Source organism: Dyadobacter pollutisoli (genome assembly GCF_026625565.1).
Taxonomy (GTDB): Bacteria; Bacteroidota; Bacteroidia; order Cytophagales; family Spirosomataceae; genus Dyadobacter; species Dyadobacter pollutisoli.
The window spans coordinates 4,202,776-4,216,931 of sequence record NZ_CP112998.1; the positions used below are offsets into that span (position 1 = coordinate 4,202,776).

A 14,156-nucleotide genomic window follows, 5' to 3' on the forward strand; every position below is an offset into this window, starting at 1 on the left:
AGTTAAACTATCCTTCTCAGTCCTGCTGCCACTTGATTTCTTTCTAAAAGAACGCTCTTAAAAATAGAATGGCTTAAAATCAATCCCTTTTTTACTAAAAACCAGCGCGGGTGCCGGAATTTTCAGGGAGTTAGCTAAAAACCCTATCGTACGAACAAACTTACTCTTGCTTTTGATCTTCGTCAGGTCAATATCCAGTGACAAATAATACTGACGATAAGGTCGGTAACCCATTTCTATACTTTTATTTCGCTCCGCAGATACCATGTCGTGAATCCCGTAACCTACCGAAAAACACAGCCATGCCGGCCAGTTACTGCCTCTAAAAAACGACTTCGGACTCGCTGACAGCCAGTAAGTTTGCCCGTTATAGTCTTTCAGCCAGCTTTCATAACGATTGCTCCCCAGCAGCTCCGGCCGCACCTTGGACAACGAAGTGTAATGAAACGAATACTTGGGCTGTATCCGCACCTCATCCCACAATGCTACCTGCCCCAGATACAATGCGGAACCCGTAATATTAGCGATCATATCGCCCGGAGAAAACCCGTAGTCAGGAGAAAAACCATCCAGGATTTCGATAGGTGTTTGAAAAATGATCCCGGAAATTGCCCCGTAAACAAGCATCTGTCTTTTTGAAATACCAGTTTTTTTATAAATGGCCGCAGTATGTCGTGCGATCTGGTATGATGTGTAAACGTGCCCCATTTTGTCCATTTGGAGCCACTCACCTGTGTCGTCTTTAATGGTGAAATGGGTAAGTTTGTTTTTGTACCAGGACTTACTCAGCCCGTAAATGCTACCCAGGTACAATGCCGACTGCGCAGCAAATATCCCGCGAAGCATTTTGTAATTGGGATGGACTTGTGAAATTGAGTCTTTGGGAGCAGGCAAAACTTGCAGTGAGTCTTGCTGGGCAAACAGATTATTACTTTGGGCAAAGCCCAATATCAGGAGAAATTGTACCAAAAATACCGACAATGGATTACTGACAATGCTTTTTTTACTAATATCCACCATGGTATTTTCTTAATCCCCACTCTGTTCCAAGTAGCAAAACCAGCAGGAAAAACAACCATTTCAGGTAAATCAGCTCTACCATATCTTCGGAGCTGTCAAGCCGGTCGGCGGGACGATTGTCTTTTAATTTTTGAATAAAGTTTGCGAAAGAAGCCGGGGTAATAAATGCTCCACCCGAACGCCCCGCCAGTTCACGAAGCATACCAAAATCAGCGGTAGTATTGTTCAGCTCCACATCAACGTTTCTGATCACAAACTGTCCGCTGGCCTTTTCCTGACCATTTCGTAATGCAGCAGACGCAGAATAACGGTACACTCCTTCTGCCAGGCCGGTCACATTAAATCTTGGCGATTCCTTGGTATGAGTATATGTAAATTGTTTCGTCCTACCCTTCTCATCGGTCACATCCAGCTTCACTTCCTGACCATAAATCGGTTCGTAAATATCATTATAAATCTCCGTCTGGAACACGACCTGTTCGCCGCCTTCGAATTCGTTCCTCACCGGATAAACCCTGAACTTACGCTTGTCTTCACGAACAGAAAGGACCTGAATCAGCTTTTGGAACAGGTTATCGACCACTTCCTGCTTGCTGGTTTGTGCAAATTCCTCTTGTCTCCATTGCCATATTCCTTCACCCGCCAGTACCGCAATCTTCTGCTCCCCGCTGGTATTGAGCACCAGCAAAGGTTTATTGGTATTCAATGTCCCTACTTTTTGATACAAAATCGTTTCAGTACCTGACGACACATTATACTCGCCGAATGGTACCGACAATGGCGGCAGGCGTTCGAGTAATTTTAGACTTTCGGTATCGAAATTGAGCTGCTGGAATGAAGGATTGTACCTCGCCGTAACCTTATCTACCTGACTATTAGCTGCGTTAATTATCAATGATCTGTTCAGTGAATTGGCGAGAGGTACTGCCGACTGGTTTCCCAGAATATAGAATGTAGGTGTTTTGGAATCAATAAATTTTCGCACCTGCGCATTGCCCAGCCCCAGCAAATTGGGTATCTGATGCAGAATCACCAGGTCGTAAGGCTTGGTACTGGCAGGTGGCGTGTTGGAAATCGAAAGAATATTGATATCCAGCTCATAATTATCATTGGCTTCGATCAGGCTTCTGATACTTTTAATGTCCGGATGTGGCGCCAGCGCCATCAGTAATATTTTTTGTCTGCCGTCGATAATATCAATGTAAACATCCTTACGGTTGTTCCTGCCCGAAGTCTCACCAGCTACTGCACCCAGTTCAAGTGTGTAATGCTGTACTCCTTTCTGCGTGGACGACGCCTTGAAATCAAATGCTTTAAAAAAGGTTGGTTTGTCGATCAGCACAGTCTGGCTTTCAATCACGCGACCATTTTGTTTCAGCGAAATAGTCGTTGCTTTTCCGGCGAGACCATTAGCCACAATTTCTGTACGGATCGGAAATTCATTACCCAAATAAGCAATGCGGTTACTGATCACGTCCTTGATCCTGATGTCGAGATCAGGCACAGAATCGCCCACAGCCAATGCATTGACACGAAAAGGATAACGGTTATAGGAAGGAGAAATGCCTTGATTAACAATTCCGTCAGAAAGTAAAACAACGTCTGTGAGATTACGGCCTTCAAAATTGCTCCTCACATTTTGCAGCATTCCCGACAAGTCGGTTTTATTTTCATTGAAACTGACAGAATCAGGATTCGCAGACTTTGCAGCTTTATCCAGCGTTTCGAGACTTATTTCAAATCCTGAGGCCGCGAGATCGGCAGACGCGTCCGCGATTTGTTTCATTAAATCCTTACCATATTTCCCTACCGATTCAGAATTATCGATCGCGAAAACGATCTTGGCTTTGTCTACGGAAGTTTCGGTTTTACGGACCAGCGGGCTCAGCAACAAAAAACAGATCAATGCTACCGTAATTCCCCGAAAAGCGGCCAGCATGTAGTTTAATCTTTTGGTCCAGGAAGCTTCCGGTTGATACAAGAAAAACGCGTATGCGGCCCCTGCTATCAGGCAGAAAATGATAAACCAGTAAGGGGTTTGAAAAATCAGTTCGGACCGCATGTCTTAAAATATCAATAGCTGGCAACGTTACAATATACAATGAAACTGCCAGCTATTCACTAACGAAGAAAGAGACTATGTTAACATACCACCGTCCACCTGAATAACCTGTCCGGTAATGTAACGTGACAGATCAGATGCAAGGAAAACGCAGGCATCAGCCACTTCTTCCGGTTGTCCGCCCCTCTTCATTGGTATCGACTGTTTCCAGTCATCTACTGCTTTGGAGTCTACGGCGTCGGTCATTTCAGTTTCTATAAAACCCGGTGCCACTGCATTGGAGCGAATATTACGCGAACCCAGTTCGAGCGCAATGGACTTCGTAAAACCAATGATACCCGCTTTGGAAGCCGCATAATTGGACTGGCCCGCATTTCCGCGGATACCTACTACCGACGTAATATTGATGATAGAACCGCTTTTGGCGCGGATCATACTTTTGGTAGCGGCTTTGGTCAGGTTAAAAACCGATTTCAGGTTGATGTTAATGACAGTATCCCATTGTTCCTCACTCATGCGCATCAGCAGACCGTCTCGCGTTACACCGGCATTGTTGATCAACACGTCAAGCTTGCCAAAATCAGCGATCACATCCGTCACCAGCTGATCAGCAGCCTGAAAGTCAGAAGCATCTGAACGATAACCTTTTGCTCGCACACCAAAGGATTCCAGTTCTTTGGCAAGGGCTTCTCCTTTTTCAACGCTTGAAAGATATGTAAATGCTACATCAGCACCTTCTTCGGCCAAACGCAATGCGATAGAGCGGCCAATGCCTCTTGAAGCCCCTGTTACCAATGCAACCTTGTTTTCTACTATTTTCATAAATGGGTAAAAATCTGTCAAAATATATACTGCCGGCAAAAATAGGATATTGACCAGAGACCGGCAAAAAACAAAGTACAGAAACTTGCAGTGGTACTTTATTCTGAAAAGAAGTAATATTGACAAACTCTACTATCACAATCACTTAATTTACACCTACATGAACACTATTGCAGCACAAAAAACCTCTGGTGCGTTTATCGCGGCTTCCTGGATCGCGCTTGGCGTCGGAATGCTCGGCTTTATTATTGGACTTTGGAGGTCGGAAATGTTACTAAGCGAAAAGGGCTACTATTTCACTGTTTTAATGTACGGCCTGTTTGCAGCCGTCTCTGTTCAAAAAAGCGTCCGGGACAGGCTGGAAGGCATCCCTGTTACCGGCATTTATTATGGTATCAGCTGGTTTTCCACGATCCTGGCGATCGTACTTTTAGCAGTTGGATTATGGAATGCAGCATTGCTCCCTAGTGAAAAAGGGTTTTATGCTTTTGCTTATTTACTTGGGATTTTTGGCGCTATTGCCGTGCAGAAAAACACAAGGGATTCTCAAATTTTTGAAACCCCCGGAAATTAACGCAAACCTTAAAGACTTGAATGCTGTTAAACCATTACGCTTAATTTTTTCTAATAAAATATATTGTAATGGCAGAATCAAATAAAGTTGCGCTCATTACCGGGGGCTCCAAAGGAATCGGGTATGGTATAGCAGAAGTCCTGATCAGCGAGGGAATACTTGTCGCCATCACCAGCAGGTCGCAAGAAAGCGCTGATCAGGCCGCTGCTTCACTCAATAAAATCAAGGAAGGCTACGCAATCGGAATTGAATCGGACGTGAGAAATCTGCAGTCGCAGGAAGCTGCGGTTGAACAGGTGATCTCCAAATGGGGGCGCCTGGATTATTTCATTGCCAATGCGGGAGTAGGACATTTCGCCCCTATCCAGGAGCTGACTGCGGAACAATGGAATGAAACGATCGATATTAACCTTACTGGTGTATTTTTCAGCGCAAAAGCTTCGTTGGCAGCGCTTACTGAATCCAAAGGCTATTTTATCAACATTGCAAGCCTTGCAGGAACCAATTTCTTCCCGAACGGCACTGCTTATAATGCAAGCAAATTCGGCCTGGTAGGTTTTTCGCAGGCCATGATGATGGACGTACGAAGTGCCGGTATCAAAGTGACCACGATCATGCCCGGTTCAGTAGCAACGGAGTTCAATAATCATCATCCTTCGGAAAAAGATGCATGGAAAATCCAGCCGGAAGACATCGGCCAAATCGTTTCCGACCTCATCAAGTTACCAGCCCGAACATTACCAAGCAAAATTGAAGTAAGGCCATCAATACCCAAATAGCCCGTCACTTTAGTGGCGGGGCGGGTAGCGCCGCGCACCCGTCATTTAATGGCAGATTGCATTGCCCCGCCCGTCATTTAATGGCGGATTGCATCGCCCCGCCCGTCATTTTAATGGCGGGTATCACCGTACCCGCCATTAAACCTTATACCATCTGGGAAACATATAATAGGTCAGTACCAGCAGAGTTCCCCCAATCAGCAGCAGCGGTATTTTGTATAATATCAAAATGGTGAGACCTACAAAGCAGAGCAAAATCGTTTGCATGGAGTCTTCCAGCAATCCCTCTTTTTTGTAAAAAAATGAATGAAGTACAGTCAATACCGATAGTCCGAGTCCAAACAACTGGCAGATTTCAAAAAAAGTCAGTGAGCCATTTCGCAAGACGGCCAATGTTTCGGGTAATATGATGATTGCGTGCAATGTCAAAACTCTTCCAAACCGCTGCAAATTCGAAACCGGCATAGTCCTCCCCCACAGCCACACCTGGCTCTCCCATTTATAAAGCTCAAAGGAAATTCCAAGGTTCAAAGAGTACGCAAGCAGCAGGCCAACTGCCGGTAGCCGCAAGTCATAGGCATCGGTGGTATAATAGAGCATCGTACCCGTAGCAACGAGGATAGCACCCGCCTTGCCTGCCAGCAATGTCACCCCTCTTTCTCTGAAAAGCCATTCAATAGACCAGTATGCCCAGTTTCGTGGTCTTGGAAAAGGCCAGCGGAATATGAATTTGCTATTTTTGGCAACATATAATACAGGCTTCCTGATCCGCCATTCGCCTGCAATCATTACGAATGCAATCATGATCAGATACAGTGGCAAAACTGGCCACAAACGGTCAGAAACCTTGTCCTGAATTGAAATAGAAGTCAGGTACACGCCGTAGTAAAGGATCGGCTGCAGGAAACCCAGGGACATCATTAAAAATCTAAAAAAGCGTCTTGACGTGCTCCATAACCTGGTATGGTAAACAAATGTATATTCCGGCTGCTTCCAAAGCCGGGTCAAAAATTGTACACATAATAAGGTATACGCCAGCCAGATCGCCGACAGATACGCGAAACCGTAAGTACCCGTCAGGAAAAACACTGCAAATGCATGGTGTTCCGCTCCGCTCAGAAATCCAAACAAAATACCCATCAAAACGAAGAACAGCCCAGCTCTTTGACTGAAAAACGCCGTCACGGTCGAAAGCATCAGCGTTTTCATGCTACCGGAAATTCAATGAGTGTCTTATTTTTCAATGCAAAAGTCTGTGTCACCTCTAAGCCTTCTTGTTGAAAAGTTTGATGCGAAGAGAGCAGAAACGTAACGCCGGCGGCATAGTAAGTTTTGATGAGGTCAAATAACGCCGCCCGCGCTTCCATATCAATTGTAATGAGCGGTTCGTCGAGAATGATGACCGAGGGCTTACCCAGAAAAGCCACGGCAAGCGACACCTTTTTGACCATTCCGCTGGAACAGCTGCCGAAAGTGTTGTTCAAATACTGAATACCCAATGCATTGATCAGGCTTTCCGCCTGACCGGCAGGGCTTCTTTTTGCTTCCGCAACAAATGCGATAAGGTCGGCGGGAGTTAAAAATGAGGGGTATAATGGTTCAGCTTCTCCGAGATTAAGGCCTAATCGGTATCCAACAGGGTTTTTCCGCAAGTCATATTGGTTATCAAGCATAACCGTTCCCTGATAGGGTAACATTCCCGCAAGTGTCCTGAAAAGGGTGGATTTACCAGCACCATTTTCGCCCTGAATCCAGTAAATACCGTGATTGATTTCCCATGAAGCAATGTCCAGAACCTCGTGGTCCCCGTAATGCTGCTTCAAACCTTCAATTTTTAAAACCATAGACAAAAATATGGAAGAAACTTTAATATGAAATCCAAAAAGTATAACTATTAAATAAAACATTATAACACTCAATTCTTAAAAGGCAGATAATCCGTTTCCCTGTTTTACTATCCGGCAAAATATTCCTATTTTCATTTGACACGTTGCATAGTAAATGTATATTTGAAGAATTTTTAATTTTATAAATGATATTTTTAAAATTTTATAATTAACCGTTCATGAAATCCAATCGCCGTTCCTTTCTGCGCCTGTCAGCCATAGCACTTCCATTTACAAGGATCAATACCATGTTTGGTAAAACCACTGTAAATAAGCCGCTTCTCATTTCAACCTGGGACAGCGGCCAGATTGCCAACGGTGCCGCCTGGCCAGTATTGGAAAAAGGTGGTACTGCGCTGGATGCGGTGGAGCAGGCAGCCATAGCCATTGAAAACGACATCAACTGCTGTGTAGGCCTGGGCGGAAATCCTGACCGTGACGGCCATGTGACCCTCGATGCCTGCATTATGGACGACAAAGCCAATTGTGGGGCGGTAGCATTTATGGAGAGGATCAAGCACCCTGTCTCGGTGGCGAGAAAGCTCATGGAAACAACCCCGCACGTGTTTCTGGCCGGTGTGGGAGCGCAACAGTTTGCACTAGCCAACGGCTTCAAGCTTGAATCGGACAAACTGTCCCCGGATGCAGAGAAATCATATAAAGAATGGCTAAAAAAAGCAGAATACAAGCCCGTTATCAACATTGAACATCAGCAATCTCACCCAAAAGGACACGGCCCGTTTGCGCCTGCGCGATTGGAAGACGGCTCGTTCAACCATGATACCATGGGTACATTGGCGCTGGATGCGAAGGGAAACCTGTCGGGAATGTGTACGACCAGTGGTATGGGTTTCAAAATGCGTGGCAGGGTCGGAGATTCCCCAATCATTGGTGCAGGGCTTTTTGTAGATAATGAAATAGGCGCTGCTACCTCGTCAGGGCAAGGTGAAGAAGTGATCAGGGTTTGCGGAACGCACCTGGTAGTGGAGTTTATGCGCTCCGGACTTTCGCCGGAAGAAGCTTGCAAGAAAGCGGTAGAACGAATTGTAAAACCTAATCCCGAGCGTGCCAAAACGTTCCAGGTTGGCTTCATAGCAGTCAACAAGCAAGGTGAAGTAGGCGCATATTCTGTTCAGAAAGGCTTCAATTATACGGTTACCGAGAAGGGCGGTAAAGGTGTAGTGATTAATGCAAAAAGTTATTTTGCCTGAAAGATCCGAGAATCGGACAGGTTGTTTTATCCAATAAAAAATGAATCTAAAACCCACAATTTTTCTTCTGGCCGGTCTGCTATCTGCCAGCTTTGCGAATGCGCAACAGCATTCGGAACAAGACCATTCCAAATACATCGCCCCCACCGACCCGCTGGTACAGCAGAAACTGAGCAAATGGCAGGACGTAAAATTCGGCCTCCTCATGCACTGGGGAACGTATAGCCAGTGGGGGATCGTAGAATCTTGGTCCCTATGCCCGGAAGACGAGGGCTGGTGCGAGCGCAGAGGACCGCATTCACATGACTGGTTTGAATACAAAAAAGCTTACGAGGACATTGCCAAGACATTCAACCCCGTCAAATTTAACCCTGAAAGATGGGCGCAGGCAGCGAAAGGCGCTGGCATGAAATATGTGGTTTTCACGACGAAGCACCACGACGGATTTTCAATGTTCGATTCCAAATACACGGATTACAAAATCACGAACACGCCATTTAAGTCCAATCCCAAAAGTAATGTGACCAAGGAAGTACTGGCCGCATTCCGCAACCAGGGCTTTATGACAGGTACTTATTTCTCCAAACCCGACTGGCATACCGACTCCTACTGGTGGCCTTACTTCCCACCAAAAGACCGCAATGTGTCCTACGACCCTAAAAAGCGGCCTGAGATTTGGAACAAGTTCAAGGATTTCACTTATAATCAGATTGAGGAATTAATGTCCGATTACGGCTCCGTGGACATTCTCTGGCTGGACGGTGGCTGGGTTCGCCCATTCAGCTCCATTGATCCCAATATCAGCTGGCAGAAAAACATTCCTTATGATCAGGACATTGACATGGCACGTATCGCTAAAATGGCGAGGTCGCATCAGCCTGGCCTGCTCGTGGTGGACCGCACCGTGACCGGAGAGTTTGAAAATTATGTAACGCCCGAGCAATCCATTCCCGATCACTATATGTCGATTCCCTGGGAGTCGTGTATTACCATGGGTGATTCCTGGTCTTACATCCCGAAAGAAAACTTCAAATCTACCCAGAAACTGGTTCATACCCTGGTCGACATCGTTGCCAAAGGTGGTAACCTGCTGCTGAATGTAGCTCCCGGCCCGGACGGAGAGTGGCATGAGGAGGCTTATCAGCGACTGGAAGAAATAGGCAAATGGATGAATGTCAATGGAGAAGGTATTTATGAAACCAAGCCCTTGGCACCTTACCGCCAGGGCAAATGGGCGTATACCAAAAAAGGAGCTACTACTTACGCTTTCTACCTTGCTGATGCCGCGGAAAAACTGCCAGCCAGCCTTAAACCGGAAGGTCTGAACCTGCCTGCCAATGCGAAAATCCATTTTGCAGGAAACAAAAAAGCATTGAAAGTGAAAGAAGGAGCCATTGAAGTCCCAGCGAAAACAGTAGCAGAAATTGGCTCGCAGCCGGCTTACTTGTTTGTGATCAACTAGGATTTGGGCGGAAATGACTTATACATATCACCCCGGCTTAGTACTCTTAACAAAGTAACGTCAGGGTGAATGTATTCTATTCCGATGCGCCAATCACCCACCCGGATCCGGTAGTAATGTTCGCCGCTCTTTTGCCCTTCCATTTTTTTGCAATCGACGCCGGAAGTTTCCAGGCTTTGGGCGTTTTCCAATTTCTCTATGACTTCAAAAACCCTTTTCTGTACATTTTTATGGGCGCCTTTGAGGTCTTTCTGAAAACGTTTAACATAAAGAACTACCATCCGAGCTCTTTCCTAAGGTCTGAAACCGGAAAACGGGGTTCGTCTTTTTCAGCACGCATTAATTCAAGCATAAAAAAGTCCTCTAATTTTTCATTCTCAATGATGCGCAAAATTTGTATCATCTCGGACTCACTCCAATTACCGCGTTGCTTTTTGACGCTGAACGTAGGGGCCGGAATTCCTATCTGTTCTGCCAGAAACGCATTTTTATAACCGGACTTGTTAATTAGTACAGCCATATTTTTTTTAAGCTCAATGTAGTTTTCGACAATGTTCAGCATATCGATTGTGATTTCATTATTAAGTATTTTTCAATTCAAATTTATAACTTTAAATTAAGATTTTTGTTACGTTTTTTTCTGAATTTCTGAATCTAGCCGCTGCCAAATTTTAAATGAACATGCTGATTGAACATACTTCAAAAAAATTAGTGATCTGTACCAAAAAAAACGATCTTCACTATTTATTAGATCTTACATGAGCCACCCTTATCTGTTTCATCAGAAACCGCATTATAAAATGATAAAAAAAATAACCTGCCTGTTTTTCTTTGCTACGTCTGCTGTATTCGCCCAAACCCCACCAAAACCTTACGGCGCATTGCCCGCACCCAGGCAGGTAGCATGGCACGAAACGGAAGTTTATGGCCTCATACACTTTACTCCTACCACTTTTGAAAACAAGGAATGGGGCTACGGAGACGCTGACCCGAAGACATTCAATCCGACAGACTTTAATGCGGAACAAATTGTACTGGCAGCGAAAGCAGGTGGGCTCAGAGGTGTCGTTTTGGTGGCAAAACACCATGACGGATTTGCGCTCTGGCCAACAAAAACAACCGAGTATAACATTTCAAAAAGCCCATTTCGTGACGGAAAAGGCGATCTTGTGAAAGAAGTTGCCGACGCGGCGAGAAAGCACGGACTCAAATTCGGAGTATATTGCTCTCCCTGGGACCGTAATAATGCCAAATACGGCACGCCCGAATACCTGGCCATTTACCGCGAACAGTTGAAAGAACTTTATACCAATTACGGGGAATTGTTTATGTCCTGGCACGATGGCGCCAACGGAGGCGACGGCTACTACGGAGGCACCAGAGAAAAACGCTCGATCGATAACACTACCTACTATCAATGGGATTCAACCTGGACGAACCTGACACGTAAATTGCAGCCGACAGCTAACATTTTCAGCGATATCGGCTGGGACGTGCGCTGGGCTGGCAATGAGGACGGAAGCGTGAACGAAACATCCTGGGCGACATTAACGCCAAAACCTTCGGAAGGCCAGAATGTGGCAGTTCCAGGCCAGGCCAATGCTACTGAAAATCCCGGCGGTACACGAAACGGGAAGTTCTGGATCCCTGCCGAATGTGACGTTCCATTGCGGAAAGGCTGGTTTTATCACCCTACCGAGAAACCTAAGACACCCGAAAAACTTTTTGACCTGTACCTGAAAAGCGTTGGTCGCGGTGCAGCGCTGGATCTTGGTCTCGCGCCCGATACACGCGGTCAGCTGCACGAGGATGATGTGGCTGCGCTTAAAGCATTTGGCGACCACATTAAGCAGACTTTCGCTACTAACCTTGCCGCAAAAGGAGGTTCAAAAGCAGTGAATGTGCGTGGTTATAATTCTGTTTACAGTGCCAAAAACATTCTCGACGGAAGACCGGAAACTTACTGGGCGACGGACGACGATTTCAAAACGCCGGAAGTAACCATTGATATGAGCCAGCCAATTACATTCGACATTATCAGCATTCAGGAATTCATTAAACTGGGCCAGCGGATCGAAGAATTTGCGATAGACGCATGGCAGGGAACTGAATGGAAGGAAATCCATAAAGGTACCAGCATTGGCGCCAAGCGGCTTGTGAAGCTGGCAGCTCCTGTCACATCCGCCAAAGTGAGACTACGGATCACAAAATCTCCCGTGAGCGTGGCAATCAGTGAATTTGGTCTTTATAAGGACTCGGAGTAGCACACTGAACGTCAATATTTTATGGCAAATGTCCCGCTGGAAAAGAAAGCTTTCCGGCGGGACATTTATCATTTCACAACTTTACACTTTCCTTTACCAACTGCCTTTGGTAAAATAAAACAATAAAATTTTGTTATTCCAATAATATGCCAAACAGTATTTTATTAATGATAGTCAATACCTATTTTTGATTATAGCGGTCATTTTCCCCGTTTTTGCTGCTCTTGGCTCAGTTTACCAAACATACCGATGATGCCATACTTTGGAACTGTTTCCGGAATGGGGATGAGGATGCCTACACGGAGCTGGCCCGCCGCTACTACCGTCCACTGACGCAATATGGGCAGCGGTTTACTCCCAATATGCAGGTGATTGAAGATGCATTGCAAGACTTGCTGGTACATCTCTGGCTGCACCGTGAATCTGTGAATGACACACCGTCGGTCAAGTTCTATTTGATCAAATCATTCAGGAACAGAATCCTGAAGACCATTAAACCGCTGGCCGAAGAGGTGGAACTGACCAACCATTTCGATGACCTGAATACTGAATTTTCACGCGAAGATTCCATGATCCAGGGCGAAAATGACCTGGCATTGAAAAAACAGGTCAGAAACGTAATGGACCAGCTTCCGTCCCGCCAGCAGGAAGTCATTTACCTTCGTTTTTTCCAAAATCTCAAACCGGAAGAAATCGCCGGTCTTCTCTCCATCAATCCCCAGTCGGTCAGTAACCTTATCCAGCGTGCATTGTCAAACCTCCGCGAACTCTGGACCGCTACTACTTCATGTTCCCTCTTCTTTTATTCTTTTTACCAAATGTTGTATTAACATTTAAATAAAATAAAAATTATTCTGCTCCAAGTGAGTATTCAGGCGACATAAAAGGATAATGTAATAAAACAGCATCCGTTCCGCTATGAATCATCGGTTTATCACATCACTTCAACAACTCTTGGAAGACCCTGGATTTATCCAATGGGCAAGAGGCGAGAAACCGGAGGATGATGTCATTTGGAAACAATGGGCGGATCAAAACGAAGAGCGGGTAAAGCTCCTCGAAAAAGCCCGCGAACTGGTGAGCGCCGTCGAGTCCGAAAATCAGGGACTTACCGACGAGCACATTGAGCACAAGATCAGCCAGGCACTTCGCATTGCTAAACAAAAAGAGCTGCACAAAAAGACCCAACAGATCTCCCCCATCCGTCCATTGTTTACGTCCGGCTGGAATGTAGCAGCATCAGTGCTCATTGTACTCGGGCTGGGTTTTGCATTGTTTCGCATTTATAAAAATAACAGGCAGAAGCTTGAACCACCTGTGGCAGCATCTCAGGAAAAACCGGAAACCATCACCGAAATCGTCAACAATGAGCGTGCGCTCAAATATGTGCAGCTGCCCGATGGCAGTTCTGTGGTACTGCACAAGAATAGCAGTGTGAAGTATCCCAAAGAGTTTGCGGCTTCCAAAAGAGAGGTTTTTCTGTCAGGCGAAGCATTTTTCGAGGTTACCAAAAATCCGGAGCAGCCGTTTTTTGTATATGCCAATGAACTCGTGGCCAAAGTACACGGTACCAGTTTCAGTGTGAAGGCCAGGGCCGAGGATGAGCAGGTGATCGTAGCGGTCAAGACTGGCAAGGTGTCGGTATTTACTAAAAAAGACGCGAAGGCAAAACAGTACACCGAGGACAAGGAACTCGCCGCACTCGTTCTGACCCCGAATCAGCAGGCCACATTTGAAAGAAGCCACGACCGCCTCTTCCGCACCATATTAAGCACCGCCATACTGCTCAATATTCCGATCGAAAACCAGGCATTTACTTATTCCGAAACACCGGCGGAAGCAGTTTTCACTACATTGAGCAAAGCATATGGTGTTGATATTGAATTCAATAGAGAAATCATGTCCCAATGCAGCATTACCGCTACTTTGGGCGATGAACCACTTGAAAATAAGTTGAAATGGATCTGTACCATCCTCGAAGCGGAGTACGAGATCACGCCGGAGAAAATAACGATCAAAGGAAATCCATGTAGATAATTATTCACCTAAACCAACCCTATTTGACCTAAAACAACA

Annotated in this window: 14 protein-coding genes; 7 read left to right on the forward strand and 7 right to left on the reverse strand. The window is 45.7% G+C overall.

All coding sequences use genetic code 11. The features are described from left to right. Positions 1-57: 57 nt before the first annotated feature. From ON006_RS17190 to fabG, 3 genes are all read right to left on the reverse strand, one after another. The gene (locus tag ON006_RS17190) at positions 58-1,020 is read right to left on the reverse strand and encodes a DUF2279 domain-containing protein (protein WP_244820605.1); all 963 of its coding nucleotides are present in this window, start codon (positions 1,018-1,020) and stop codon (positions 58-60) included. Continuing rightward, positions 1,007-3,082, reverse strand: coding sequence for a BTB/POZ domain-containing protein (locus ON006_RS17195; RefSeq protein WP_244820606.1), 2,076 nt, complete (start codon positions 3,080-3,082; stop codon positions 1,007-1,009). Before ON006_RS17195 ends, ON006_RS17190 begins: the two co-directional genes overlap by 14 nt. A gap of 75 nt (positions 3,083-3,157) precedes the next feature. Further along, positions 3,158-3,904 (reverse strand): 3-oxoacyl-[acyl-carrier-protein] reductase, encoded by a 747-nt coding sequence (gene fabG / locus ON006_RS17200; RefSeq protein WP_244820607.1) that lies wholly within the window; start codon positions 3,902-3,904, stop codon positions 3,158-3,160. Positions 3,905-4,064: 160 nt separating this feature from the next. Here fabG and yiaA point away from each other — a divergent pair, with 160 nt between their 5' ends. Both yiaA and ON006_RS17210 read left to right on the forward strand, forming a co-directional pair. Next, entirely contained in the window at positions 4,065-4,478 is a 414-nt protein-coding gene (gene yiaA, locus ON006_RS17205) for an inner membrane protein YiaA (protein ID WP_244820608.1), read from the forward strand. Between the two features lie 68 nt (positions 4,479-4,546). Further along, positions 4,547-5,257, forward strand: coding sequence for an SDR family oxidoreductase (locus tag ON006_RS17210; protein ID WP_244820609.1), 711 nt, complete (start codon positions 4,547-4,549; stop codon positions 5,255-5,257). A 138-nt stretch (positions 5,258-5,395) separates the two neighbouring features. On the opposite strand, the gene ON006_RS17215 is transcribed toward ON006_RS17210, so the two are convergent. Both ON006_RS17215 and ON006_RS17220 read right to left on the reverse strand, forming a co-directional pair. Further along, a complete protein-coding gene (locus tag ON006_RS17215; RefSeq protein WP_244820610.1) occupies positions 5,396-6,466 on the reverse strand; it encodes a hypothetical protein in 1,071 nt (356 codons plus the stop codon). Beyond that, entirely contained in the window at positions 6,463-7,101 is a 639-nt protein-coding gene (locus ON006_RS17220) for an ABC transporter ATP-binding protein (protein ID WP_244820611.1), read from the reverse strand. The genes ON006_RS17215 and ON006_RS17220 overlap by 4 nt, the downstream gene beginning before the upstream one ends. A 221-nt stretch (positions 7,102-7,322) precedes the next feature. Here ON006_RS17220 and ON006_RS17225 point away from each other — a divergent pair, with 221 nt between their 5' ends. Next, positions 7,323-8,354, forward strand: a complete 1,032-nt coding sequence (locus tag ON006_RS17225; RefSeq protein ID WP_244820612.1) for an isoaspartyl peptidase/L-asparaginase family protein — start codon at positions 7,323-7,325, stop codon at positions 8,352-8,354. Positions 8,355-8,394: 40 nt separating this feature from the next. After that, on the forward strand, positions 8,395-9,816 hold the full coding sequence (locus tag ON006_RS17230) for an alpha-L-fucosidase (RefSeq protein ID WP_244820613.1): 1,422 nt from the start codon (positions 8,395-8,397) through the stop codon (positions 9,814-9,816). On the opposite strand, the gene ON006_RS17235 is transcribed toward ON006_RS17230, so the two are convergent. After that, positions 9,813-10,097 (reverse strand): type II toxin-antitoxin system RelE family toxin, encoded by a 285-nt coding sequence (locus ON006_RS17235; protein WP_244820614.1) that lies wholly within the window; start codon positions 10,095-10,097, stop codon positions 9,813-9,815. The genes ON006_RS17230 and ON006_RS17235 overlap by 4 nt on opposite strands. Next, positions 10,091-10,378 (reverse strand): hypothetical protein, encoded by a 288-nt coding sequence (locus ON006_RS17240; RefSeq protein ID WP_244820615.1) that lies wholly within the window; start codon positions 10,376-10,378, stop codon positions 10,091-10,093. The genes ON006_RS17235 and ON006_RS17240 overlap by 7 nt, the downstream gene beginning before the upstream one ends. A 238-nt stretch (positions 10,379-10,616) precedes the next feature. On the opposite strand from ON006_RS17240, the gene ON006_RS17245 reads away from it, so the two are divergent. The 3 genes from ON006_RS17245 (at position 10,617) to ON006_RS17255 (ending at position 14,117) form a co-directional block, all read left to right on the forward strand. Then, positions 10,617-12,080: an alpha-L-fucosidase gene (locus ON006_RS17245; RefSeq protein ID WP_244820616.1), complete on the forward strand. Its 1,464-nt coding sequence runs from the start codon at positions 10,617-10,619 to the stop codon at positions 12,078-12,080. Positions 12,081-12,295: 215 nt separating this feature from the next. Beyond that, positions 12,296-12,910 carry an RNA polymerase sigma factor gene (locus ON006_RS17250; RefSeq protein WP_244820617.1) on the forward strand — a complete coding sequence of 205 codons (615 nt, stop codon included), beginning with the start codon at positions 12,296-12,298 and terminating at the stop codon, positions 12,908-12,910. 88 nt (positions 12,911-12,998) lie between these two features. After that, positions 12,999-14,117 (forward strand): FecR family protein, encoded by a 1,119-nt coding sequence (locus tag ON006_RS17255; RefSeq protein ID WP_244820618.1) that lies wholly within the window; start codon positions 12,999-13,001, stop codon positions 14,115-14,117. The last annotated feature ends 39 nt before the right edge of the window (positions 14,118-14,156 follow it).

Coding starts and splice junctions, on each gene's coding strand:
- yiaA (WP_244820608.1), top strand. CDS start 4,065: ATGAACACTATTGCAGCACAAAAAACCTCTGGTGCGTTTATCGCGGCT.
- ON006_RS17215 (WP_244820610.1), bottom strand. CDS start 6,466: ATGAAAACGCTGATGCTTTCGACCGTGACGGCGTTTTTCAGTCAAAGA.
- ON006_RS17210 (WP_244820609.1), top strand. CDS start 4,547: ATGGCAGAATCAAATAAAGTTGCGCTCATTACCGGGGGCTCCAAAGGA.
- ON006_RS17190 (WP_244820605.1), bottom strand. CDS start 1,020: ATGGTGGATATTAGTAAAAAAAGCATTGTCAGTAATCCATTGTCGGTA.
- fabG (WP_244820607.1), bottom strand. CDS start 3,904: ATGAAAATAGTAGAAAACAAGGTTGCATTGGTAACAGGGGCTTCAAGA.
- ON006_RS17195 (WP_244820606.1), bottom strand. CDS start 3,082: ATGCGGTCCGAACTGATTTTTCAAACCCCTTACTGGTTTATCATTTTC.
- ON006_RS17225 (WP_244820612.1), top strand. CDS start 7,323: ATGAAATCCAATCGCCGTTCCTTTCTGCGCCTGTCAGCCATAGCACTT.
- ON006_RS17230 (WP_244820613.1), top strand. CDS start 8,395: ATGAATCTAAAACCCACAATTTTTCTTCTGGCCGGTCTGCTATCTGCC.
- ON006_RS17235 (WP_244820614.1), bottom strand. CDS start 10,097: ATGGTAGTTCTTTATGTTAAACGTTTTCAGAAAGACCTCAAAGGCGCC.
- ON006_RS17240 (WP_244820615.1), bottom strand. CDS start 10,378: ATGCTGAACATTGTCGAAAACTACATTGAGCTTAAAAAAAATATGGCT.
- ON006_RS17255 (WP_244820618.1), top strand. CDS start 12,999: ATGAATCATCGGTTTATCACATCACTTCAACAACTCTTGGAAGACCCT.
- ON006_RS17220 (WP_244820611.1), bottom strand. CDS start 7,101: ATGGTTTTAAAAATTGAAGGTTTGAAGCAGCATTACGGGGACCACGAG.
- ON006_RS17245 (WP_244820616.1), top strand. CDS start 10,617: ATGATAAAAAAAATAACCTGCCTGTTTTTCTTTGCTACGTCTGCTGTA.